At 59.0% G+C, this 22,901-nt stretch carries 17 protein-coding genes and 1 riboswitch; of the genes, 12 read left to right on the top strand and 5 right to left on the bottom strand.

The window, feature by feature from the left end; all coding sequences use genetic code 11:
• Positions 1-47: 47 nt before the first annotated feature.
• Positions 48-2,801: a phosphomethylpyrimidine synthase ThiC gene (gene thiC / locus NBH12_RS09600; RefSeq protein ID WP_250819420.1), complete on the top strand. Its 2,754-nt coding sequence runs from the start codon at positions 48-50 to the stop codon at positions 2,799-2,801.
• A gap of 36 nt (positions 2,802-2,837) precedes the next feature.
• Here thiC and NBH12_RS09595 read toward each other — a convergent pair whose 3' ends face one another.
• Positions 2,838-4,046, bottom strand: coding sequence for an ATP-binding protein (locus NBH12_RS09595; RefSeq protein WP_032684021.1), 1,209 nt, complete (start codon positions 4,044-4,046; stop codon positions 2,838-2,840).
• Between the two features lie 126 nt (positions 4,047-4,172).
• Between NBH12_RS09595 and thiD the strand changes: the two genes are divergently transcribed.
• From thiD to NBH12_RS09580, 3 genes are all read left to right on the top strand, one after another.
• A complete protein-coding gene (gene thiD / locus NBH12_RS09590) occupies positions 4,173-4,982 on the top strand; it encodes a bifunctional hydroxymethylpyrimidine kinase/phosphomethylpyrimidine kinase (protein ID WP_054321815.1) in 810 nt (269 codons plus the stop codon).
• 63 nt (positions 4,983-5,045) lie between these two features.
• Positions 5,046-5,423 carry a thiamine-binding protein gene (locus tag NBH12_RS09585; RefSeq protein ID WP_003830347.1) on the top strand — a complete coding sequence of 126 codons (378 nt, stop codon included), beginning with the start codon at positions 5,046-5,048 and terminating at the stop codon, positions 5,421-5,423.
• Positions 5,424-5,947: 524 nt separating this feature from the next.
• On the top strand, positions 5,948-7,327 hold the full coding sequence (locus NBH12_RS09580; RefSeq protein ID WP_003830345.1) for an MFS transporter: 1,380 nt from the start codon (positions 5,948-5,950) through the stop codon (positions 7,325-7,327).
• 9 nt (positions 7,328-7,336) lie between these two features.
• Here NBH12_RS09580 and serK read toward each other — a convergent pair whose 3' ends face one another.
• Positions 7,337-8,749: a serpin regulatory histidine kinase SerK gene (gene serK, locus NBH12_RS09575; protein WP_025299938.1), complete on the bottom strand. Its 1,413-nt coding sequence runs from the start codon at positions 8,747-8,749 to the stop codon at positions 7,337-7,339.
• A gap of 53 nt (positions 8,750-8,802) precedes the next feature.
• On the bottom strand, positions 8,803-9,495 hold the full coding sequence (locus tag NBH12_RS09570) for a response regulator transcription factor (RefSeq protein WP_052789452.1): 693 nt from the start codon (positions 9,493-9,495) through the stop codon (positions 8,803-8,805).
• 146 nt (positions 9,496-9,641) lie between these two features.
• Between NBH12_RS09570 and NBH12_RS09565 the strand changes: the two genes are divergently transcribed.
• From NBH12_RS09565 to NBH12_RS09545, 5 genes are all read left to right on the top strand, one after another.
• Complete coding sequence (locus NBH12_RS09565) at positions 9,642-10,658, top strand: hypothetical protein (protein WP_014483563.1); 1,017 nt, start codon at positions 9,642-9,644, stop codon at positions 10,656-10,658.
• A gap of 38 nt (positions 10,659-10,696) precedes the next feature.
• Positions 10,697-12,130 carry a serpin-like protein SerU gene (gene serU, locus NBH12_RS09560; RefSeq protein ID WP_014483562.1) on the top strand — a complete coding sequence of 478 codons (1,434 nt, stop codon included), beginning with the start codon at positions 10,697-10,699 and terminating at the stop codon, positions 12,128-12,130.
• A 43-nt stretch (positions 12,131-12,173) separates the two neighbouring features.
• The gene (locus tag NBH12_RS09555) at positions 12,174-13,214 is read left to right on the top strand and encodes a LacI family DNA-binding transcriptional regulator (protein ID WP_014483561.1); all 1,041 of its coding nucleotides are present in this window, start codon (positions 12,174-12,176) and stop codon (positions 13,212-13,214) included.
• Between the two features lie 213 nt (positions 13,215-13,427).
• Positions 13,428-14,753, top strand: coding sequence for an MFS transporter (locus NBH12_RS09550; RefSeq protein WP_012577172.1), 1,326 nt, complete (start codon positions 13,428-13,430; stop codon positions 14,751-14,753).
• Positions 14,754-14,917: 164 nt separating this feature from the next.
• Entirely contained in the window at positions 14,918-16,474 is a 1,557-nt protein-coding gene (locus NBH12_RS09545) for a glycoside hydrolase family 32 protein (RefSeq protein ID WP_014483560.1), read from the top strand.
• 143 nt (positions 16,475-16,617) lie between these two features.
• On the opposite strand, the gene ppgK is transcribed toward NBH12_RS09545, so the two are convergent.
• On the bottom strand, positions 16,618-17,385 hold the full coding sequence (gene ppgK / locus NBH12_RS09540; protein ID WP_014483559.1) for a polyphosphate--glucose phosphotransferase: 768 nt from the start codon (positions 17,383-17,385) through the stop codon (positions 16,618-16,620).
• Between the two features lie 228 nt (positions 17,386-17,613).
• On the opposite strand from ppgK, the gene NBH12_RS09535 reads away from it, so the two are divergent.
• Positions 17,614-18,396 carry a nitroreductase family protein gene (locus NBH12_RS09535; protein WP_014483558.1) on the top strand — a complete coding sequence of 261 codons (783 nt, stop codon included), beginning with the start codon at positions 17,614-17,616 and terminating at the stop codon, positions 18,394-18,396.
• Positions 18,397-18,534: 138 nt separating this feature from the next.
• Here the strand turns inward: NBH12_RS09535 and NBH12_RS09530 are convergent, their stop codons facing one another.
• Positions 18,535-19,548 carry a glycosyltransferase family 2 protein gene (locus tag NBH12_RS09530; protein ID WP_015439012.1) on the bottom strand — a complete coding sequence of 338 codons (1,014 nt, stop codon included), beginning with the start codon at positions 19,546-19,548 and terminating at the stop codon, positions 18,535-18,537.
• A gap of 132 nt (positions 19,549-19,680) precedes the next feature.
• Positions 19,681-19,833, top strand: a riboswitch (FMN riboswitch).
• Positions 19,834-19,838: 5 nt separating this feature from the next.
• Between NBH12_RS09530 and NBH12_RS09525 the strand changes: the two genes are divergently transcribed.
• Positions 19,839-20,495, top strand: coding sequence for an ECF transporter S component (locus NBH12_RS09525; RefSeq protein ID WP_015439013.1), 657 nt, complete (start codon positions 19,839-19,841; stop codon positions 20,493-20,495).
• Positions 20,496-20,508: 13 nt separating this feature from the next.
• Positions 20,509-22,860 (top strand): energy-coupling factor transporter ATPase, encoded by a 2,352-nt coding sequence (locus NBH12_RS09520; protein ID WP_003833454.1) that lies wholly within the window; start codon positions 20,509-20,511, stop codon positions 22,858-22,860.
• Positions 22,861-22,901 lie beyond the last annotated feature (41 nt).

The following is a 22,901-nucleotide window of genomic DNA, read 5'->3' as shown; positions in this document are numbered from 1 at the left end:
TTTTCCCAATAAGACTTCCACAAGAAACAACAAAGGTAGGAATAATAATGAGTAATGAATACCCATACGCCTCCATGCGAGACAGCTTCGACCTGTCCGCGTACTTCGTGGTGGGGCCGGAGGACTGCAAAGGCCGTCCGCTGACCGACGTGGTGGATCAGGCTCTGCACGGCGGCGCAACCTTCATCCAACTGCGCGCCAAGGAGGCCGATGCCTCTGAGCTGACCGACATGGCCCGCGACATCGCGCAGATCATCGAGGACAATGAAAAGTCCGATTCCGTGGCCTTTGTGATCGACGACCGTGCCGACGTGGTGTGGCAGGCCCGCCGCAAGGGCATCAAAGTGGACGGCGTGCACATCGGCCAGACCGACATGGAGCCGCGCGAAGCCCGCGCCCTGCTCGGCGACGAGGCCATCGTGGGCTTGTCCGCCGAAACCGAAAGCCTCGTCCAGCTCATCAACGAGCTGCCCGACGGCTGCATCGACTACATCGGCGCCGGCCCGCTGCACGTCTCCACCACCAAGCCCGAGGCTTCCGTAGGCGGCAACGACGGCTCCGGAAAGACGCTGGACGCCGCCCAGATCAACACCATCTGCGTCGCCAGCGAATTCCCGGTGGTCGTGGGCGGTGGCGTGACCGCAGCCGACATGGCCATGCTCGCCGGCACCAAGGCCGCCGGCTGGTTCGCGGTCTCCGCCATCGCCGGCGCCGAGAACCCGGAAGAAGCCACGCGCGCCATGGTCGAAGGCTGGAAAGCCGTCCGCGGCGACAAGAAGCACTGCTACGCTCCGCGCATTGTGGCCCACGCCCCCGCCGCCGACCCCCAGGCCGCCCAGGAAGGCACCGCCGCAGCCGGCAGCGAAGCCACCGAAAAGAAGTTCACCAACGCCAAGCAGGCCAAGGACGCGCAGAAGCTCGCCAAGCAGCAGCGCGTGGACATCGCCGCACGCGGCTCCGAGCAGCGCGACAAGGCGCACATCCGTAAGACCAAGACCGTGCCATTCACCTACCAGTACGGCTCCTACGATCTGGAAGTGCCGTACACCGAAATCAAGCTGTCCGACACCCCCGGTGTGGGCCCGAACCCACCGTTCCACGATTACAGCACCGAAGGGCCCAAGTGCGATCCGAAGGAAGGCCTTAAGCCCCTGCGTCTCGACTGGATCCGCGACCGCGGCGACATCGAAGACTACGAGGGCCGCCGCCGCAACCTTGAGGATGATGGTAAGCGCGCCATCAAGCGCGGCCGCGCCACCAAGGAATGGCGTGGACGCAAGCATGAGCCGATGCGCGCCAAGGACCACCCGATCACCCAGATGTGGTACGCCCGCCACGGCATCATCACCCCGGAGATGCAGTACGTGGCCACCCGCGAGAACTGCGATGTGGAGCTCGTGCGCTCCGAGCTGGCCGCCGGCCGCGCGGTGATGCCCTGCAACATCAACCACCCCGAGGCCGAGCCGATGATTATCGGATCCGCCTTCCTGACCAAGCTCAACGCCAACATGGGCAACTCGGCCGTCACCTCCTCCATCGACGAGGAAGTGGAGAAGCTGACGTGGGCCACCAAGTGGGGCGCCGATACCGTGATGGACCTGTCCACCGGTAACGACATCCACACCACCCGTGAGTGGATTCTGCGCAACTCCCCCGTGCCGATCGGCACCGTGCCGATGTACCAGGCCCTCGAAAAGGTCGAGGATGATGCCTCCAAGCTGAGCTGGGAGCTGTTCCGCGACACCGTGATCGAACAGTGCGAGCAGGGTGTGGATTACATGACCATCCACGCCGGTGTGCTGCTGCGTTACGTGCCGCTGACCGCCAACCGCGTGACCGGCATCGTCTCCCGCGGTGGCTCCATCATGGCCGACTGGTGCCTGCGCCACCACCAGGAGAGCTTCCTGTACACGCACTTCGACGAGCTGTGCGACATCTTCGCCAAGTACGACGTGGCGTTCTCTCTGGGCGATGGCCTGCGCCCCGGCTCCCTGGCCGACGCGAACGACGCCGCGCAGCTTTCCGAGCTCATGACTCTGGGCGAGCTGACCGAGCGCGCCTGGGCCAAGGACGTGCAGGTGATGATCGAGGGCCCGGGCCACGTGCCGTTCGACACCGTGCGTATGAACATCGAGCTGGAGAAGGCCGTGTGCCACAACGCCCCGTTCTACACCCTCGGACCGCTGACCACCGATACCGCTCCGGGTTACGACCACATCACCTCCGCCATCGGCGCCACCGAGATCGGTCGTTACGGCACCGCTATGCTGTGCTACGTGACCCCGAAGGAACACCTCGGCCTGCCGAACAAGGATGATGTGAAGCAGGGCGTGATCGCCTACAAGATCGCCTGCCACGCCGCAGACATCGCCAAGCACCACCCGCACGCGATGGATCGTGACAATGCGATTTCCAAGGCTCGCTTCGAGTTCCGTTGGCTCGACCAGTTCAATCTGTCCTACGATCCGGACACCGCCATCGCCTTCCACGATGACACCCTGCCCGCCGAGCCGGCCAAGATGGCGCACTTCTGCTCGATGTGCGGCCCGAAGTTCTGCTCGATGGCCATCTCCCAGAACATCCGCAAGGCATTCGGTGGCGAGGCCGCTCAGCAGCAGATCGTGAAGGAGGCTGCTGCAGGCATCGACTCCGAGGCACTGGCTAAGGCCAAGGCCAATGTCGATAACGGCGTGGTGTCCGCCAACGTGCTGAGCCCCGAAGAAATCCTCGCCGGCATGGATGCGATGAGCGAAAAGTACACCGCCCAAGGCGGCAAGCTCTACTCCACCGCCCAGGAGTAAACCTCTCTGGCTCCCCTCTCTGAGGGGAGCCAATTATTATGCCCGGTGGTGCCTTAATTCGGGACGACGCTCGACTCGCTCGAAGGCGGTGACGAGGTCGGCAGCCCGGATCGCGCCGCGGCGGTCCTTGGCGGCCACCAGAGCGGCCTCGGTCCAGATGGCGCACACTTCGGCGCCGCTCCAGCCTTCGGTCCGCTGTGCGATATCCGCCAACGGCAGTTCGCCCTCGATTGACAGCGAACGGGCCTGCACCTGCAAAATACCCAAACGGTCGCGCTCAGACGGCATCGGGAAAGGAATCTGCCAGTCGAAACGGCCCGGACGCAACAAAGCGGGATCCACGTCCTCAATACGATTGGTCGCAGCGACCACCACAACATTGCCCTTGGACTCGAAACCATCCATCAACGTCAGCAACTGCGCCACCAAGCGCTTGCCGACGCCATTGGTATCGTTCTCGCGCGAGGACGCAATCGAATCGATCTCATCAAAGAAGATGATGGCGCGCTTGTCCGCCTGCGCGGCGGCGAAAATCATGCGCAGCGTTTCCTCACTATCGCCCACATACTTGCTCACGATGGTCGGGCCGGACACCAGATAGAACTGCGCGTCCGCCACATTGGCGATGATGCGGGCCAGATGCGTTTTGCCGGTGCCCGGAGCACCGGTGAAGATCACGCCCTTGATCGGCTTGGCACCGATCGCACGCATCTGCGCACTGTTGCCCAGCTGCGTTTCGATAAGCTCCTTGGCGCGCGTGATCACCTGCTCATAACCGCCGAACGAATCGAAGGTAAGCGACGGATCGCTGCCCGGCGTGATGCGGTACTGCTTGATGTCGTCATCGTGATCGGATTCGCCTGGACGGATGGCCGTGGGCCACAGCACTCGTTCAATGCCGAACAGGTCGGTGAACTGCACGGTGTTGCCGGGCATGATCGAATTCGGGTAATCGCCTTCAAGCAGTTCGAGGCCGTCGGAAGTCTCCAGGACCACGCCTTCGTTGAGCGCACGGCGCACGATGCCCACACGGGGCTTCAACGGCCACACATCATGCGGCACTTTACGATAGAAATCCGTGCCGACGAGCAACACGTCGCCCACATCGAACACCTCCTGACGCGGAAATGTGAGCTGTGTGGTGTGCCCATTAGGCATTACGCCAAAATATGCGGTGCGTTCATCGTCAAAACCGGTGATGCGTACCAAGACGCCGTCACGGCGCAGTACATCGTTATCAGCCATGTCCCCTCCCGAACATTTCATGAATCAATCGCAATCAGCAAACCCTCCCATCTCACCACAGGAGCGGCAAAACATCAAGGAAAACCGCTCCGAAAAACATCATGGGCCCCACTTAGAATGAACACTATGGCACAGATTGCAACATCTACACTTCCCGCTGTTCTCGCGATCTCCGGCTCCGACTCGTCCGGCGGTGCCGGCATGCAGGCCGATCTGAAGACCATGCTGGCTTGCGGCGTGTTCGGCATGAGCGCCATCACCGCGCTCACCGCACAGAACACCACCGGCGTGCGTTCCATTCAGGACACCAAACCGGACATTCTCGCCGACCAGATCAACATGGTGTTTGAGGATATTCCGCCGGTCGCGGTGAAAATCGGCATGGTGTCTGCCACTGACATCATCGACGTCATTGCTGAACGACTCACCTTCCATCACGCCACGAACATCGTGCTCGACCCGGTTATGGTGGCCACTTCCGGTGCCAAGCTCATCAGTGACGATGCCATTGCGGCCTTGACCGGCAAGCTGTTCCCGATGGCTACGGTCGTGACTCCGAACATTCCCGAAGCCGAAGTACTGACCGATACGCTGATTCGCGATCAGGAGGATATGGAGGCCGCCGCCCACCGCATCGTGGAGCGTTACGGCTGTGCCGCGCTGGTCAAGGGTGGTCATGGCACCGAGGATGCCAACGATGTGCTTGCCGAGACGGATGGAACCGTGACCTGGTTTGATGGCGCGCGTATCAATAATCCGAACACGCACGGCACCGGATGCACGCTGAGCTCCGCCATCGCCTCGTATCTGGCGCTTGGCGACACGCTGCCCAAAGCCATCAAGCATGCGAAGAAGTATCTGACCGGTGCGCTGAAGATCCAGCTGAATCTCGGCCACGGCTCCGGCCCGATGGATCATTTCTGGAAGTATCGCTGACATAAGTGTGGTTGTTAAGCTCCCCTTGCCAGGGGAGCTTAACACTACTGAAAAAGGAGAATCATGGTTCTTGACCGTAATGCCGTTACTCAGGAAGTGCCGATCGACCCGGAAACCGGCAAACCGTACCTCAACACCGTGGCAGCCATCCAGGTGTCGGCCAATGGCGTGGGCTCCGAGGTTTCACCATACGTGGCTCAGGCCGTCGAAGTGATTCGCGAATCCGCCCTGCCGCAGGAAACCAACGCCCTGTTCACCAACGTGGAAGGCAATCTGGACGACGTGCTCAAGGTGGCCGGTGAGGCCGCCAAGAAGCTCGCCGAGCAGGGCTACCGCACTTCTCTGGTGCTGCACATGGATATCCGTCCCGGCTTCACCGGCCAGCTGACCGAAAAGCCCAAGCTGGTGGATGAGATCCTCGCCGACAAGCAGGCGAAATAGCAAAGCATCGCTTCCACCAGCAAGGGCATGCTTTGTTATTACACGTTTCATGGGGCGGTAACTCACCCATAGGGCGGTAAATATCTCATGGGGCGGTAAAACCCTCATGGGGCGGTAGGCGAAAACGGCTCTATTCTGCGGAAAGGCAAAATCCGCTAACCGCCCCATGGGCCAAATACCGCCCCATGAGTGTTTTACCGCCCCATGGGAATCACGGTTCTGCCTTCTTTCAACGGGGTAAGAGCGTAAGTGGGGCATATATAGGAGCGTTACAAACTCTGTTATCGTTCACAATGTGACCGCAACGCGGCGTGCCACAAGATCGAACCTATAGTTAAGCCCCATGTAATGAGCTATCTCACAACGATTGGCTCGCTACGTGGAATTCAAGACTTGGACTGCAAACGTCGTTCATCCCACACAATGGGAGGGCGAACGGAACACGCAGTCCAATCAAGAGTTCGCTCGCCGCAACATCATTGAGCAGTTGCACGCGGGCAGGTTTGCAAGAAGAGGGCTCAAATATGACTGCTGCTGAACAGCAGATTTCCGGCAATCCCGCGGCTATGGAAAGCGCACAAGCACGTACCACCGTGACGGATCAAGCCAAGGTTCAGGATATTATCTCGCGCGTGGATCGCGCACATGAAACCCCGATGTTCCATCGCATCGTGGCGCTGGTCGCCGCTGGCATGCTGATGGACAGCATCGACGTATATATTGGCAGTGCCGTTGCCTCCAGCGCGTTGGCCACACACTGGTCCACCGTTGCGCAAAATTCCACCTTTATGTCCGCAGGCTTCCTGGGTCTGCTGGTCGGTTCGCTGCTGGCCGGCTTCGTCGGTGACCTGAAGGGCCGCCGCGTGGCTTACCAAATCAACCTGCTGCTGTTTGGCGGCTTCACCTTCCTCGGCGCATTCGCCCCGAACATGGCCGTGCTGTCCCTGTGCCGTCTGGGTGCCGGCCTGGGCCTCGGCGCTGAAATCGTCACCGGCTTCGCCATGGTCAACGAGTTCGCACCGATGAACCGCCGTGGCCACTGGTGCGCGATTGTCTCGCTCGTGGCCAACTGCGGTGTGCCGATCGCTATGCTGCTGTGTGCATGGATCATCCCCCGCTGGTCCTGGCGTCCGCTGTTCGTGGCCATCGGTCTGGGGGCCGCCATCATCTGGTGGCTGCGCCGCGACATCCCCGAATCCCCGCGTTGGCTCGCCGTGCACGGCCGTTACGATGAGGCCGACGCCATCGTCAAGCAGCTTGAGGCCAACGGCTCCGAACTGATCGACGCAGCCGCCAAGGCCGACACCAGCGACACCCGCAACGCCGGCGGCCGTTCGCTCGGCATCTGCCTGCTTGTAGCTGTGGTTGCTGTGGCCGCCACGAACGTGTGCTCCTACGCCTTCACTTCTTGGGTTCCGACGATTCTGGTCAAGCGTGGTATTAACCTGTCCAGCTCGCTGCTCACCTCCACGGCGATGATGCTCGGTGCCCCGGTCGGCTGCCTGATTGGCTCTCTGCTTATCGACCGCATCGGCCGCAAGCGCACGATTGTGCCGGCCTTCCTGTTCACTGGCGTGTTCGGTTTAATGTATGCCTTCCAGACCTCTACCGTGAGCGCAATTATCGTTGGCTTCCTGCTCATGATGTGCCTGTACGTGCTTATGGCTTCCGTGGTGGCTGTGTACGCTCCGGAACTGTTCGCCACCAAGGTTCGCTTCCGTTGCGTCGGCTTCGCGAACGCCGTGGCCAAGCTGCTCAATGTGTTGATGCCTATGGTGGTGGGTTGGATGCTTACCTCGCTTGGTGCCACGTCCATCTTTGTGGCCATCAGCGCAATTGCTATTGCATCGATGCTGATTGTCGGCTTCTTTGGCGCGGAGACTGCGCAGAAGTCGGTTGGGTGATCGGTTTCCTCACAGTGGAATAACTGCTGATAATGTCCATTCGGCGTCTTGCGTGGTGATATGCAGGGCGCCGTTTTGTTGTTCTAGTAATTGTCGGTAACGGTTGAGACCGGTACCGGTGGATAGGTCCGCACTGCCATCCGCATCCGAATCCGATGACGTGCGGGCCGTGTCGATGCAGGCGATGCGGACGGTGTCCAGTCCGATGCCAATCGTCATTACATAGCCCGCTTCCGGGTCGGCATGTTTGGCGATGTTGCCGTACAGTTCCTCCAGCAGCCCGGCGATCAGGCCACTCCGACCGGCTGCGCCATGAGCACCGGAAATAATCGTCTGACCTTCAAAGCCAAGCTCTGATAATCGGCGGTCACCATTGCTCGCAACATCACGAATTTGCTCGGCTAGCGGGCAATCAGCGTCTGTGATGCCACATGCAATGCCAGAAGCGGCATCAACGGTCGAATCATGCGGAGTCACTGCACTGTGCGCCGCTTCTCCCCTGCCTTCAATAACATCAATGACCTGATGCGTGCGATCCAATGCGCCCATAGCCACGCTACGCAGTTCGCGTAATTCTTCTTCAGAAGGGGTCTTGCCATCGGCAATATCCTTGTCGAATCGCAAAATCAGGTATGCCAAATCATTGGATACGTAATCGTGAATGTCCTGAGCTGTGCGTTCCTGCTGACGGCGGTGAGCCAACTCCGCTCGAGCCAAGCTGCGTTCATGATTCCATCGCGCCGCCATGCCACCAAGCATGAAGCCAATAAACAACACGGCCACTGGCATCACACCATAGAGGGCAATCGCACCAAGAATCACTTGCCCAGTGCGATGCTCGGCAGAAGAACCGCTCGATTCATAGGCGCTTCCGGTGAAGTCGCTTCCCGACTGCCCTGCGCTGTCAGACCCACTGGATGAAGAGCCACCATCAGCAGCGCCACCATCAGCAACACTACCGTCTAGGGCACTACTACTCGCCGCGCCATCCGCAGAACCGCTCATCGTGTCTGAGCCGCCATCAAGCCAAGGAATGGCCACGCCACCACGCGACAACATCCACACCACAACGGCAATGCCGGCAACCGCCAGCGCCAATCGCTTATCGGCGTATCCGGCAATACCCACCGCCAATAACACGGCGAGCATTGCACCCGACGGCATCCAGATCGGACTCATGCACAACACTATCCAAGCCACCGCTACCGCCACGCATCCGGTGACCGGACGAAACGCCATCCACCCCACAATGGCAACGAATATGAACTCCGCAAGACAGTCCGCCGCCGAGACACTGTCAGCAGCCAAGCCCGCCATGGTTTCCATCGTGCATATCAAGGCAACAACCAGTATGGCAATCAACAGCCATGCATTGCGAACACCGCTATCCAGCTCGGCCAATCGGTGTCGTAACGCTTTCATAGCAGTTCCTTTCCTACCATCCATGCCGTTGCACATACCGCCCATGCCAACTCTTAAATCTCATGCCGTTTCACGCAGATTGATATGGCATGAGCGCGACTGCGAGCGCCGAGTTTGGCGAGTGCGCGGCGTTCAAAAGTCGCCACAGTGGCCACGCTGATGCCCAATCGCTCGGCGATTTCCTTGGTGGTCGACCCATCCGCATACATACGCAGGGTGTCGCGTTCTTTGCCGGAAAGCGCGCCACAGTGCGCGTATGACGTATCTTCGAGCACCGCGTAGGCGGTTGCGGCATCCATGAAGGACAGCGAATTACCGCTCCCCTCATCTCCCAGTACCAGCTCATTGGTCGACAATCCTTGGGCTGCATTGCGAATAGCGAGCGCAATGCCGTTCAAATCGGTTTTACCAACCAAGGCCTGCGCCCCGCAGCGAGCCGCCTCGTCGTGAAATGACGCGAGCGCGTATGAGGTGACACCCACCAGCCCAACCTCGGGTGTTTTGGTACGAATCGCACGACAGACTTCGGTACCGGGCACGTCGCCCATAGACATATCCGTAACCAGCACGTCAGGCCGCTTGGTGGGGCTCAGGCATCGGCTGATGGCCACGGCACCCAAATCGCAGGTCCATATCACGGCAAAATCGCTGGACATGCGCTCGATTAGCGCGCCGAACACTTTCAGCGCATACGGGTCATTGTCCACAATGCCGATGCGTATGTTGCGGTTGCGCGCTTCTCCCATTACATTCACCCCTTCAGTGTGCCCGACGCCGAACTGCTCCGTCCTGACATGTCATGGTCACTATGACAACTATCATTCCACATTTCCTGCGCGATTTACGATGGAATCATCATCAATCCTTGACAAGGCGGTAAAGGAGGACGGCAATGAACCGTGCACAAGCACTCAGCAAGCTCAACAGGAGCGATATGCGCAATGCCGCCGCCGAGCGCGGGACGCAACGAATATTCGCGTGGAACCGCGCGCATTGGATTGGCATGGTTGTACTGATAGCGGTGTTGTTGCTGCTGCAGTGGAGCTCATCAATGTATCTCATGCCCGACGAGGTCCTTGACAGGGCTGCCAAAAACCTGTTCGTATGGTTCCCCGGTATGGTTCTGCACTGGCCATTGGTGTTGGGAATCACCAACCTGATACTCGGTTCGATACGATCCGGCAGTCTGTCTTTCCCATTGGCGAGCGCAATCATCGGACCGCTGGCATTCGGCTGTACCAATCTTCGCTTACGGCCGGGGTTCCCATACCGTTCCTGGGCTCAGTGGTGGAAGCTAATGCACGCTGAAAGCGGCCATCAGCTATTGGTTCATTCGTTGATCGGCTCGGCCATGCTGTTGATCTGTTATACGGCCGTTGCGTTCATCTGCTATGCAATCGGACGCTACGGTCTGCGCGAATTGTTTGTGGATCCGAATCCGCAGACGGCGAGCGGACGACTGCTCACATGGATTCGTCAGGATGCGATTCGCTTCGGCTGCTGGCTGGCGACGGCAATCATGTACGGCTTGCTATTGGCGCTGACCTTACGAGGCGGCATGGCTGCGATGGCCGCCGCGTTGCTAATCAATTTTGTGATTCCGCCCGCCTTGCTGGTCATCAACGGCATCTACACGCTACGCCCGGCCTCACTGACGTATCCGTGGAAAAGCCTGCTGTTCCCGTTGGCGTGCACACTGGTACCTGCGCCGATGCTCATGGCGCTCATCACGGTGTATGAAGACACGTGCCCGATAGGAAGTACCTGCACGCTGATCGGCGACCGATACCTCTCCTGGGGCTCGATGGATCAGGTCTTGCATTTCGTCATCGTGTTCGCCGTGGCGAGCTTCCTCGGATTCGGCGTGGTGTGGGCCGTGCGGTGGATTGTGGCTCGTCGCACAAAATAAGAGAGACCAAAATATACTGGAATCAGGGGCTTCGTGCAATGATGCACGAGCCGATCCAAGCAAAGGGGCTGACCATGAGCGAGAAACTGATGGAACAGTACCGGTTGCGCAAACAACGCAAACGCCGTAACGCTTGTATCGCCGCCATCGTGACAGTAGTGCTTGACCTTGCCGTCGCCGGCGGCGTATGGTGGACGGCCGGAGATGGCAGCGTACTGGTTCGCAATATGTTCAAGCCGAAGGCCACGCCTGCCACGCAGCCGGTAGTCGACAGCACCGCAGCCTTCGCCTACCGCACCGCACCGGAATTCCTGGCGATGGAAACCGGCGACCGAGACACCGGCAATGTGAACTACTCCCCTGCTTCGATGTGGATGGCGTTGGCCATCGCCGCGCAGGGCGCCAATGGCACGACCCGCTCGCAACTGAATGAGCTGCTGGGCTCCGGTTCGCTGGCCGACAGCGACTACCAATCGCTGCTGAGTTCGATCAACGGGCAATATTCGGGGGCGAAATCCGAGATGAGCGCCGCGAACTCGCTGTGGATCGATAACGACTACTCCCTTGCCAGCGATTACCAATCCACCGTCAAGAAAATGTTCGAGGCCGAAGTCACCACGCTACCGTTCGACGATCAGGCCGCCGCCAAGATGTCCGATTGGATTGCCAAACATACGAATGGTTCGCTCAAGCCGAAGATCACGCTGCGTGACCGTGAAGTCCTGTCCATCATCAACACCGTCTATGCGGATGGCCGCTGGAAGGATCCGTTCGAAGAGCAGTCCACCGGCGACGGCACCTTCCACGGCGAAGCCGGAGATGCTCAGGTGCCGATGATGCACCGGACCTTCAGCCAAATGACTTACAGCCATGATGAGTACAACACTTGGCAGCGGGTGGAGATTCCATTCGACAACAGCGGCAATCTGGCCATCGTGCTGCCGGCCAAAGGGCATTTCGACGAGCTGGCCGGCAATGCCGAGAAACTCGGATGGGCGTTCGGCACGTGTTCGTCGGCATCCCCTGGCGAGGGCGCAATGGGTTGCGCCGCGGACAGTATGCCCGGATGGGGCGTCTCCGTCAACTCGGCCACGGTGAACGTCACGCTACCGCGATTCACCATCGACAGCATGTTCGACTCGGAAGCCACCATCAAGGCATTCGAAAAACTGGGGGTGACCGATGCGTTCAGTGCAGGCGACGCCGACTTCACCAAGATGGTCGACGCCGGTTCGCACGGCGAGAATCTGTATATCGGTTCGATTCTGCAAGGCACGCGCATCGAGGTGAACGAGGCCGGCGCCAAGGCCATGTCCTTCACCAAAGCCGGCGCAGACTTCACTAGCGCGCCGGTGGACAACATCGAGTTCACGGTGGATCGCCCATTCCTGTATTCGTACGTCACCCCGGACGGCATACCATTATTCATCGGTGCGGTGCGCAACCTCGGCGGAGTCGGTGGAGAACACTGATACTTTCCCGACAGTCCGTCAATTAGGGTGTATCGTTTGACGCATGGCTACGATGAAGGAAATCGCGAACAAGGCGGGGGTTTCCGTCTCTACGGTGTCGCTGGTGCTCAACGGACGCGACGAGGGGCGCGTAAAGTCCGAAATTGCGGACAATGTGCGCGCCATCGCCACCAAGCTCGGCTACCGGTCGAATCCGCTGGCCAGTTCGCTGCGTACAGGCAAGACGCACATCCTCGGTTTCATCAGTGAGGAGGTGGCCACCACCCCGTACGCCGGCGGTATGATTCTGGGCGCGCAGACCGCCGCAAGCCAGTTCGGCTATATGCTCATCACCGTGAGCACCGACGGTGAGAACAGCGAGAGCGAGGAAATCGCCGCACTCAAGCGATACGGCACCGACGGTTTCCTGTACGCCAAGATGTCGAACCGCATCACCCATGCGCCTTCTTCGCTGGCCAAGACGCCACTGGTGTTGGTGGATGCCACCGACTCGCTTGGCAAAATCCCGAGCGTGGAACCGGACGAGTTCCAAATCGGCTACGACGCCACCACCAGATTGGTTAAGGCCGGATGCGCACGTATCGCCTATGTGGGTTGCTCGGAACCGATGATTGCGCAGGATGGTCGTTTGGAAGGCTATCAGGCGGCGCTCAGGGACGCCTGCCTCGACTATGACGATCGTCTGGTCGTCAATGTGCTCAATAACGGGCCGGCACTGACCGCAGTCAGCGATTTGTTCGACGCCGAGCATCCGGACGGATTCTTCTGCTTCAACGATGCCCGCGCCTGGTATGTGTACGAATGCGCCGCACGCCGAGGACTCACGGTCGGCAAGGACATCTCCGTGATCGGCGTGGACAACCATCGCGTGTTCGCCGAAACGCTGGAACCGATGCTCACCACTGTGGAACTGCCGCATTTCGAGATGGGCTACTGGGCCGTGGCCAAGCTGGTGTCAATTATCGAAGGACGCTCGATGGACGACGTCTCACGGCCAGCGACCACCGCTCCCCTGCCGCCGATCGACGCGCCGATTCCGGCGAAGATCCACTGCACGCTGATCGAAAAGGCCTCGGTGAAGTAACCGAGGCCCACGCGATTTCTCAAGGCCTCCGTTCAGCACGGAGGCCTTTTTGCGTCTCGAACGGGTACGACACGCCGATGACGTCAATCGATTGACGTAAATCGATTGACGTCGCATAGTAATTACTACACAACAACTTCTACAAAGGCACAGCCGCCCGAGCAGAAGCGTCACATAACCAATAACCAACCAAGTAGTAATCAAAGGATGATTATGGCAAGTGCAACCAAATCTGCATGGAAGAATCCTTCCTATCTGCAGAGCTCCTTCGGCATCTTCATGTTCTTCTGCTCCTGGGGCATCTGGTGGTCCTTCTTCTCCCGCTGGCTCACCGACCCGACCCACGGTCTGGGCATGACCTCCGCAGAGCAGGGCCAGATCTACTCCATTAACTCCTTGGCAACCCTGGTCATCATGTTCGCCTATGGTGCCATCCAAGATCAGCTGGGCATCAAGCGCAAGCTCGTGATCTTCGTCTCCGCCATCGCAGCGCTCGTCGGCCCGTTCGTACAGTTCGTGTATGCCCCGATGCTGACTGCCGGCGGCACCACCCGTTTCATCGGCGTGCTCATCGGCTCCATCGTGCTCTCCTCAGGCTTCATGGCCGGCTGTTCCCTGTTCGAAGCGCTCACCGAACGCTACTCCCGTAAGTTCGGCTTCGAATACGGCCAGTCCCGCGCTTGGGGCTCCTTCGGCTACGCCATCGTGGCACTGTGCGCAGGTTTCCTGTTCAATATCAACCCGCTGCTGAACTTCTGGGTCGGCTCCATCTGCGGCCTTGGCATGCTGTGCGTCTACGCTTTCTGGGTTCCGGCCAAGCAAAAGGAAGAGCTCAAGAAAGAAGCCGATCCGAACGCGGCTCCAACCAACCCATCCTTCAAAGAGATGATCTCCGTTCTGAAGATGCCGACTCTGTGGGTGCTCATCGTCTTCATGCTGTTCACCAACACCTTCTACACCGTGTTCGACCAGCAGATGTTCCCTAACTACTACGCTTCCCTCTTCCCGACCACCGAAATCGGCAACGCCACCTACGGCACCCTGAACTCCTTCCAGGTGTTCCTCGAGTCCGCCATGATGGGCGTCGTTCCGATTATCATGAAGAAGATCGGCGTTCGTAACTCCCTGCTGCTCGGCGCAACCGTGATGTTCCTGCGTATCGGTCTGTGCGGCGTGTTCCACGATCCGGTCAGTGTCTCCATCGTCAAACTGTTCCACTCCATCGAGGTTCCGCTGTTCTGCCTACCGGCATTCCGCTACTTCACCCTGCACTTCGACACCAAACTGTCGGCAACCCTGTACATGGTGGGCTTCCAGATCGCTTCCCAAATCGGCCAGGTGATCTTCTCCACCCCGATGGGCGCCCTGCATGACGCCATGGGCGACCGTCCGACCTTCTTCACCATCTCCGGCATCGTGCTGGCCGCCCTAATCTACGGCTTCTTCGTGATCAAGAAGGACGACCAGGAAGTCGGCGGTGATCCGTTCTACACCGATAAGCAGCTCAAGGCCCAAGCCGCAGCTAAAGCAAACGCCTGAGCGCAACCGCCAAAATCGGCAAAAACACAACTAAATCGTGCTGCCCGAAGCGTTTCCCCTTTTTCCGTTTCGGGCAGCATTCTTAAAACTTTTATCTAAAAACTCAATAAGCAACAATTCAACAATCGCAAGATTCAACAATCATGAAGAAAGGCTATTCAACGATGACTGGCTTCACTCCGGATGCACCCGTCCTCCACGAAATCAAGAACCACAGCGAAGCTCTGGCACAGGCGGAAGCAGGCGTTGCAGCTATGGCCGCCGAACGCAACAACCGCTGGTACCCGAAGTTCCACATCGCATCCAACGGCGGTTGGATCAACGATCCGAACGGCCTGTGCTTCTATAAGGGCCGCTGGCACGTGTTCTACCAGCTGCACCCGTACGGCACCCAGTGGGGTCCGATGCACTGGGGACACGTCTCCTCCACCGACATGCTCAATTGGAAACGTGAGCCAATCATGTTCGCCCCGACCCTTGAAGAGGAGAAGGACGGCGTATTCTCCGGTTCCGCAGTAATCGGCGACGACGGCGAACTCAAGTTCTACTACACCGGCCACCGTTGGGCCAACGGCCAAGACAACACCGGCGGCGACTGGCAGGTGCAGATGCTCGCCGAGCCGGACAACGACGAGCTGACCAGCGCCACCAAGCGCGGCATGATCATCGACTGCCCGACCGACAAGGTCGACCATCACTACCGCGACCCGAAGGTCTGGAAGACCGGCGACACCTGGTACATGACCTTCGGTGTCTCCTCTGCGGACAAGCGCGGCCAGATGTGGCTGTTCTCCTCCAAGGACATGGTCCGCTGGGAATACGAGCGCGTGCTCTTCCAGCACCCGGATCCGGATGTGTTCATGCTCGAATGCCCCGACTTCTTCCCCATCAAAGACAAGGACGGCAACGAGAAGTGGGTCATTGGCTTCTCCGCCATGGGGTCCAAGCCCAGCGGCTTCATGAACCGCAACGTCAACAACGCCGGCTACATGATCGGCACGTGGGAGCCGGGCGGCGAATTCAAGCCGGAAACCGAGTTCCGCCTGTGGGATTGCGGCCACAACTACTACGCCCCGCAGTCCTTCAATGTGGACGGCCGTCAGATCGTCTATGGCTGGATGAGCCCGTTCGTGCAGCCGATTCCCATGGAGGATGACGGCTGGTGTGGCCAGCTCACCCTGCCGCGCGAGATCACCCTTGGCGATGACGGCGACGTGGTCACCGCGCCGGTCGCCGAAATGGAAGGCCTGCGCGAGGATACCCTCGACCATGGTTCGATCACACTCGACATGGATGGGGAGCAGGTCATCGCCGATGACGCCAAGGCCGTGGAAATCGAAATGACCATCGACTTGGCTGCCTCCACTGCCGAGCGTGCGGGCCTGAAGATTCATGCCACTGAGGACGGTGCCTACACCTACGTGGCTTATGACGACCAGATCGGCCGCGTGGTGGTGGATCGTCAGGCCATGGCCAACGGCGATCGCGGCTACCGCGCCGCCCCACTGACCGACACCGAACTGGCCTCCGGCAAGCTGGACCTGCGCGTGTTCGTGGATCGCGGCTCCGTGGAGGTCTACGTCAACGGCGGCCATCAGGTCCTAAGCTCCTACTCCTATGCCTCCGAAGGCCCACGCGCCATCAAGCTCGTGGCCGAGTTCGGCAACCTCAAGGTGGAGTCCCTGAAGCTGCACCACATGAAGTCCATCGGACTGGAGTAGACCGTAAAGACAACGCCATAAGCAGGCGAGCAATCTCAGGAGTCGGCCACGCTCCTCCCAAAAGCAGACCGAACCCCAAGCATTGAGCCCCGACCACCAGACGGTGATCGGGGCTCAATGCTTACCAGGCGCAGTAGCTGTGATTACTGCTGCTTGGTGCTGGCATAATATGCAGCGCCGACGATGCCGGCCTGATTACGCAGCGTGGCGGGCACGATCGGAGTCTTGATGTCCACATAGGGAAGGAACTTGTCGCTTTGGCGGCTCACGCCGCCGCCCACAGTGAATAGGTCAGGGTTGAAGTACTTCTCCATGAGGCCGTAATACTTGGTCAGTCGCTTGGCCCACTTCTTGTAGCCCAACTCCTCGTTCTCACGCACGGCCGACGATGCATACTTCTCGGCGTCAAGGTGCTTGGGGCTCAGCATGATGTGGCCAAGCTCTGTGTTCGGGATGAGCGCGCCATTGTAGATCAACGCGGTACCGATGCCGGTTCCCAACGTAGTGGCAATCACCAGACCGTCCTGCCCCTTGGCGGCACCGAACTGGACCTCGGCAAGGCCAGCGGCATCGGCATCGTTCACCACGACAACCGGACGGCCGCAAGCTTCGGAGAACGCCTCGGTAACATCCACGCCGATCCAGGACTGATCAAGGTTGGCCATGAAGTCAAGCTTCTGGCCAGGCTTGATTGGAGCAGGAAAAGCGATGCCCACAGGTGCGGACTCAGGCACTTCGAAATGGTCGAGCTGCTGCTTGACTATCTTGGCCACCGCCTGCGGAGTGGAAACCTCCGGAGTGAGAATCTTCAGACGGGGTTCGGCGAAATCGCCCTTGGCCAGATCGACGGGTGCGGCCTTGATGCCGGAGCCACCGATATCGACACCGAAAGCCTGCGCAGTTTCAATCATCGTTGATGTCCTTCCCTTCAGTATTGCTTTCGTTAGGATTGCGCCCAGTCTAACGCGAATATCTTTCAAACACGAAACCGACATTCCACCTATTGTGCAAACGTGTGCATTTTTGTTGCGGCACTACGTATCCAGGACTTCGACCCCTTCGCTCCTTAAAAAAATACGGCACAAGGGAACACCGCGCACAGCCATCATTTCCACGTGTCGCGCGCGATAATGGAATACATGACAGAACATACCCAACTTATTGATGCGGTCAACATTCGCACCGCCGTGCGTACCTATGATGACGAACCGATCGATGACGACACGGCCCGTCAGCTCGAGATGGCACTGCAGCCAATCAACCTGCTCGGCGATCTCAACATTCAGCTGGTGCGCAACCAGCCAAAGGTATTCGAGGCCAACGCCTCAGGCCATCTGACCAATGCGGCGAATTATCTGGCCATCGTTGGCCCCAAGAACGATGAGGAAGCCCGGGAACGCGCCGGCTTCTACGCCGAACGCCTGGTGCTTACCGCCACGCTGCGAGGTCTCGGCACACTGTGGGTCGCCGGCTCATGGGACAAGGACGAGGCCGCCAAGCACTGCCGTGTGGCATCCGGTCAGGAGCTCTATCTCGGTGTGGTCATCGGCCATCCCAAGAACCATCTGGAGTATCGGGCGAAATCCTATGAAGATCTCTGCGAGGCCCAGCGCACGCACCGGCCGACCAAATCGTATGAGCAGTTCACCGCCACGATGGGCGATGAAGAACGTGACTCAGCACCAGCGTGGTTCAAGGCCGGCGTCGAGGCTGCGATGAAGGCGCCGAGCGCCATGAACCGTCAGCCGATTATGTTTTCGTACAATCCAGCCGACGACACTGCCGCCGCGCATATCGACACCACAGCCGGTGACGAGCATCATGCGATGAACGACATGGGCATTGCCAAACTGCATTTCCAAATCGGCGCCGGCCAGGGCCAATGGGCATGGGGCGACGGAGGCCTATTCATCCATAAGTGACCGTTATAGTGGCTCCCAGCTTTGAGGGGAGCCACCACTGAAAGCAACTGAGGGGAGTCTCAGAGGTACATCTCCGACAGACTCCCCTCAGTCTCGCTACGCGAGCCAGTTCCCCTCATAGAGGGAGCCAAGTAAGGACTACTTCAGCGGCGGCATGGGCTTCCAATCAGGATCGTGCATCAACTTGCGCGAGTCCCACCAACCTTTGACGATCTGCACCAAGCCGGTCTTGACATGCTCCCGATCCACCATCACCAGACGAATGACTTCCTTGATGGCGGTGAGCACAGTACCCAGAGCAAAAAGCATCGGACGGAAATCGCCATACACCATGAAATACCGGGCCATATAGCCACGGTTGCGCATGATGTGGTAGCGGTTCATATCCGACGTGGAGTTGAGCTGGCGCATGCCGGCTATATCCCAGTTTCCAATCTCACGCGTGCGTCGCAACACCACATCCGGCACCACAATCGGGTTGGTGACCTTGCTGGCACGATAGCCGTAAATCGTGTCATCCCAGTAGATGAAGAATCGCGGATCCGGCAGGCCGATTTCGCTCACCACGCGGCGACTGAACAGACCGCCTTCAAAGCACAGGGTGTTCATTACACGGTATTTGGCAGGGCCGAACGCGGCAGGGGCAATCGGATTCGGAATGCCCAGCGGCACAATGAAGTCATACTGCCAGTAGAACGGGCCGCCATCGTAATCGAAACGGGAGCCCTGAATCACCTCATGCTTATCAGTCCACTTGGCAAGCTTGGCGATGGCATCGGGCAGCACGGCCACATCATCGTCCATCACCCAGAACCATGCGGCACCCAGCTCATATGCCTTGGCCACGCCAGCGGAGAAACCGCCAGCACCGCCGAGATTCTCGGACTGCGGCGCATAGACCACACGCTCCTCATTGCCTGATTGATCGGCCACGGTAGTGCCCCACTGACCGGTCACCTTGCCGGCAAAACCAGCAACCATATCCGCGGTTTGCTTGGACTGCTCATTGTCCACAATGACAATGCGCCACGGCGCCTGCTCCAGTGCCAGAATTGAATCGAACAGCACTTCAAGCAGTTGCTGACGCTTGTATGTGGTGACGATCAATGCCAGTTTGTCGATAGTGGTATTGGGATTCTTCACTTCAGCCATGGTATCCATTGTTGCACTTGACCAGCACAAACCCTCTGAACGTCTGCTGAATCTCAGCTGATTGCTGTTGATTTCCTTGCCGAAAGTGAAACGCAGCTTGCACACGTCCGGCGTATGGCGTATGAATAAGCCTGTCAGTTTCAGGGAAGGTGTAATTCCTTACTGGCGGTGATCTGCACTCCGGGTTTCATAACGGAGATGTCAGGAAGCCCGCGACCCGCGTAAGCGGCTGATCCGGTGAGATTCCGGAGCCAACGGTTATAGTCCGGATGGAAGAAACGAGGGCTCTGATGAGCATATCTTCGCGTATCCGCATGCAAGCAATCCGTTCCGTGGCGCCGCAGGCTGAAGGTGCAGGCTCCGGCTCAACCAGCACGTCTTCCAGCACCAAACTCGGCTCACACGCCACCGGCGTGGCCGATTCGGGACGCTGGTCCACACGTCGCATTGCCATGTATGCATTGTTCGTAGCGCTGGCGATGGTGACCAGCTTCATCGAATTCCCGATCACGCCGGTCACATGGCTCAAGTACGACCCGTCCGGCATCGTATGCCTGATTGCCGGATTCGCTTATGGACCGGCAGCCGCCGCGATTGTGTCCGTGCTGGGCTTCGTGCCTCATATGTTCGCCAACCCGTGGGGTTCGCTGATGGCAGTGCTGGTGGCACTGTTCCTGTCGGTTCCTGCCGCGTTCATCTACCGCAAGATTCGCACGCGCAAGGGTGCCGCCATCGGCATTCTGGTGGGTGCGGTTCTGGCTATCGTGGTGGCGCTGGTGGGCAACCTCATCGTCACGCCGATCTACGCGCACATGACCTATCAGGCAGTGGCCGCGATGATTCTGCCGATCCTGCTGCCGTTCAATCTGGCCAAGATGGCAATTCACGCCGTAATCACGTTCCTGATCTACAAGCCGGTCTCCAACCTGCTTTCCAAGCAGCAGTGAGCAACCTGCAGCCATGACTGAATCCACCCATAACCCCGCCTATGCCCACGCTGCCGAGCTGAAGAATATCCGTTTCAGCTACGACCGTGGCAACTCCTGGGCTTTGGACGGTGTGTCATTGACCGTTCGGGCCGGCGAGCGCATTTGTCTGGTCGGCCCGAACGGATCCGGCAAATCTACTTTTGCCCGGCTGATTGCCGGGCTGGCCGCGCCCGACGGCGGCGACATCACGTTGTTGGGGCATCGCGCCTACGCCGATGCCCTGCCGAATGCCGACGAATATCGTGCGGCCCGGCGTGGCATTGGCGTAGTGTTCCAGAATCCGGAGGATCAGCTGGTCACTACCGTGCTGGAAGATGATGTGGCGTTTGGACCGGAAAATCTGGGCATTGAACGCAGCCGCATCGGAGAGCGCATCGATGATTCTCTGAAATCGGTTGGATTGGTGTCCTTCCGCCAGTCCGATCCAACTCGTATGAGTGGAGGCCAACAGCAACGCGCCGCCATTGCCGGCATGCTGGCCATGAGTCCGGCCATGCTGGTGCTGGATGAGCCGACCGCCATGTTGGACGAGTCGGCGCGCGCCGAAGTGATGCGTATTCTCGATGATCTGCAGGCGCAAGGCACCACCATCGTGCATGTCACACATCATCAGGATGAGACTGTGCACGCTGACCGCATTGTGCATATGGAATCCGGGCAGATCGTTGGCATCGAAGCGGTCAGCGCTCGGCCGCAAACCATTGCCAACCATCCTTCACCCGACGAGCCCCACCAGCCGGGGCGGGATGTGGCATTCCCCTTACTCTCGGATGCTTCAAACGACGACGCCACAGACCCCATCATCCGGGTTTCGCATGTGACATATCGATATTCCTCGGCCAAGCATGCGACCATCAACGACCTGTCGTTCACTATCGCGCGCGGCCAGACCGTAGCATTGATGGGCGCGAATGGCTCGGGCAAATCTACTTTGATTCGACTGCTCTGCGCTTTGGCCACGCCGAGATCCGGCAGTATCGACATAGCCAACGTGCCTGTGGCAACATCCACAGGCACCGGTACACGTTCCAAATCCGCAACACGGCAGCAGCTTGTGCAGCTTCGCCGTCATGTGGGTTATGTGATGCAGCATCCCGAACATCAGCTTTTTGCGGATACCGTGGCTGAAGATGTGGCCTATGGCCCGCGCAATCAGGGACTGGCAGAAACCGAAGTCACCGACCGTGTCCACGAAGCACTGGAACTGCTGCACATCGGGCACCTTGCCGACCGCCCCCCTTTCGACTTATCAGGTGGACAGCAGCGTCTTGCGGCCATTGCTGGCGTTATTGCCTGCAATCCTGATGTGCTCATTATGGATGAGCCGACCGCCAGTCTGGATACGCAGGCCAAAGAGCGCATCCATGAACTGCTGCGCACCTTGAAGCAGCAAGGCGTAACCGTGTTGCTCATTACCCACGACCGAGCGGAGGCCGAGGCCCTTGCTGACCGCGTGGTGCGTATGCCGAATGCGGCGGAGCAACCGGATTCTCCGGCAAGCGATGCCCTGAATAACTCCAATACAGAAGCCTCGGTATCCAACACGACCGCCGCCTCTGCCGGTGCCGCTTTCTCGGTGATTCACCGACTTGATCCGCGCGTGAAAATGGTGGGATTCCTGGCCGCCATGTTCACCATGTTCGCCGTGAATACGCCAGTGCAACTTGTCTTGGGTCTCATGGTGACGCTTACCGTAATCGCAGCTGCCCGACTGAACCCATTATGGGTGCTCAAATCCATTCATCCGCTGCTGATGTTGATGCTGCTTATGGGCATCGTCAACCTGTTTGTGGTGCGCACCGGCACCCCAGTGGTGGCGCTTGGCCCATTAAGCATCACCGATCAGGGCGTGACCATCGCCGTGCTGTATACCTGTCGTTTCATGCTGGTCATCATTTTGGGCACGGTGTTTTTGACCACGACCACACCCACCGCCATGACCGATGCATTCGCCGCACTGATCAAACCACTGAACAGGCTTGGCGTCCACGCTCAGGAGATTGCGTTGGTGATGAGCTTGGCCCTGCGATTCATTCCAACATTGACCGACGAGACCCGAGCCATTATCGATGCCCAATCCGCCCGTGGAGGCTCCATCGAAACCGGTTCTCTGGGACAACGAATCAAAGCCATGAGCGCGATCATCGTACCCACCTTTGCCGGAACATTACGTCATGCGGATAACCTCAGTCTGGCTTTGGATGCCCGCTGCTATGAGGAGGGCATTCATCGTACGCATTGGCGCGCATTGCCCATTGCTGGCCGCGATATCGTATTCGCCGCGCTCGTCATCGCATACATTGCCTCCATTATCCTGCTCTGACGATTCAGACAGCACCGGTTGCTATGCTTCTTGAGGTATAC

The sequence above is a fragment of the Bifidobacterium sp. M3-N-101 genome (assembly GCF_023656805.1).
GTDB classification, from domain to species: Bacteria; Actinomycetota; Actinomycetes; order Actinomycetales; family Bifidobacteriaceae; genus Bifidobacterium; species Bifidobacterium breve.
Note: the sequence above shows the minus strand (reverse complement) of the source record. Positions and strands in the feature narration are given on the sequence as shown.

Bases quoted from the DNA above. Each gene is read 5' to 3' on its own strand.
- NBH12_RS09520 (WP_003833454.1), top strand. From the start codon at position 20,509: ATGACTGAATCCACCCATAACCCCGCCTATGCCCACGCTGCCGAGCTG.
- NBH12_RS09585 (WP_003830347.1), top strand. From the start codon at position 5,046: ATGGTTCTTGACCGTAATGCCGTTACTCAGGAAGTGCCGATCGACCCG.
- ppgK (WP_014483559.1), bottom strand. From the start codon at position 17,385: ATGATTGAAACTGCGCAGGCTTTCGGTGTCGATATCGGTGGCTCCGGC.
- NBH12_RS09570 (WP_052789452.1), bottom strand. From the start codon at position 9,495: ATGGGAGAAGCGCGCAACCGCAACATACGCATCGGCATTGTGGACAAT.
- thiD (WP_054321815.1), top strand. From the start codon at position 4,173: ATGGCACAGATTGCAACATCTACACTTCCCGCTGTTCTCGCGATCTCC.
- NBH12_RS09545 (WP_014483560.1), top strand. From the start codon at position 14,918: ATGACTGGCTTCACTCCGGATGCACCCGTCCTCCACGAAATCAAGAAC.
- serU (WP_014483562.1), top strand. From the start codon at position 10,697: ATGATGCACGAGCCGATCCAAGCAAAGGGGCTGACCATGAGCGAGAAA.
- NBH12_RS09595 (WP_032684021.1), bottom strand. From the start codon at position 4,046: ATGGCTGATAACGATGTACTGCGCCGTGACGGCGTCTTGGTACGCATC.
- NBH12_RS09535 (WP_014483558.1), top strand. From the start codon at position 17,614: ATGACAGAACATACCCAACTTATTGATGCGGTCAACATTCGCACCGCC.
- NBH12_RS09555 (WP_014483561.1), top strand. From the start codon at position 12,174: ATGGCTACGATGAAGGAAATCGCGAACAAGGCGGGGGTTTCCGTCTCT.
- NBH12_RS09550 (WP_012577172.1), top strand. From the start codon at position 13,428: ATGGCAAGTGCAACCAAATCTGCATGGAAGAATCCTTCCTATCTGCAG.
- thiC (WP_250819420.1), top strand. From the start codon at position 48: ATGAGTAATGAATACCCATACGCCTCCATGCGAGACAGCTTCGACCTG.
- NBH12_RS09530 (WP_015439012.1), bottom strand. From the start codon at position 19,548: ATGGCTGAAGTGAAGAATCCCAATACCACTATCGACAAACTGGCATTG.
- NBH12_RS09580 (WP_003830345.1), top strand. From the start codon at position 5,948: ATGACTGCTGCTGAACAGCAGATTTCCGGCAATCCCGCGGCTATGGAA.
- NBH12_RS09565 (WP_014483563.1), top strand. From the start codon at position 9,642: ATGAACCGTGCACAAGCACTCAGCAAGCTCAACAGGAGCGATATGCGC.
- NBH12_RS09525 (WP_015439013.1), top strand. From the start codon at position 19,839: ATGAGCATATCTTCGCGTATCCGCATGCAAGCAATCCGTTCCGTGGCG.
- serK (WP_025299938.1), bottom strand. From the start codon at position 8,749: ATGAAAGCGTTACGACACCGATTGGCCGAGCTGGATAGCGGTGTTCGC.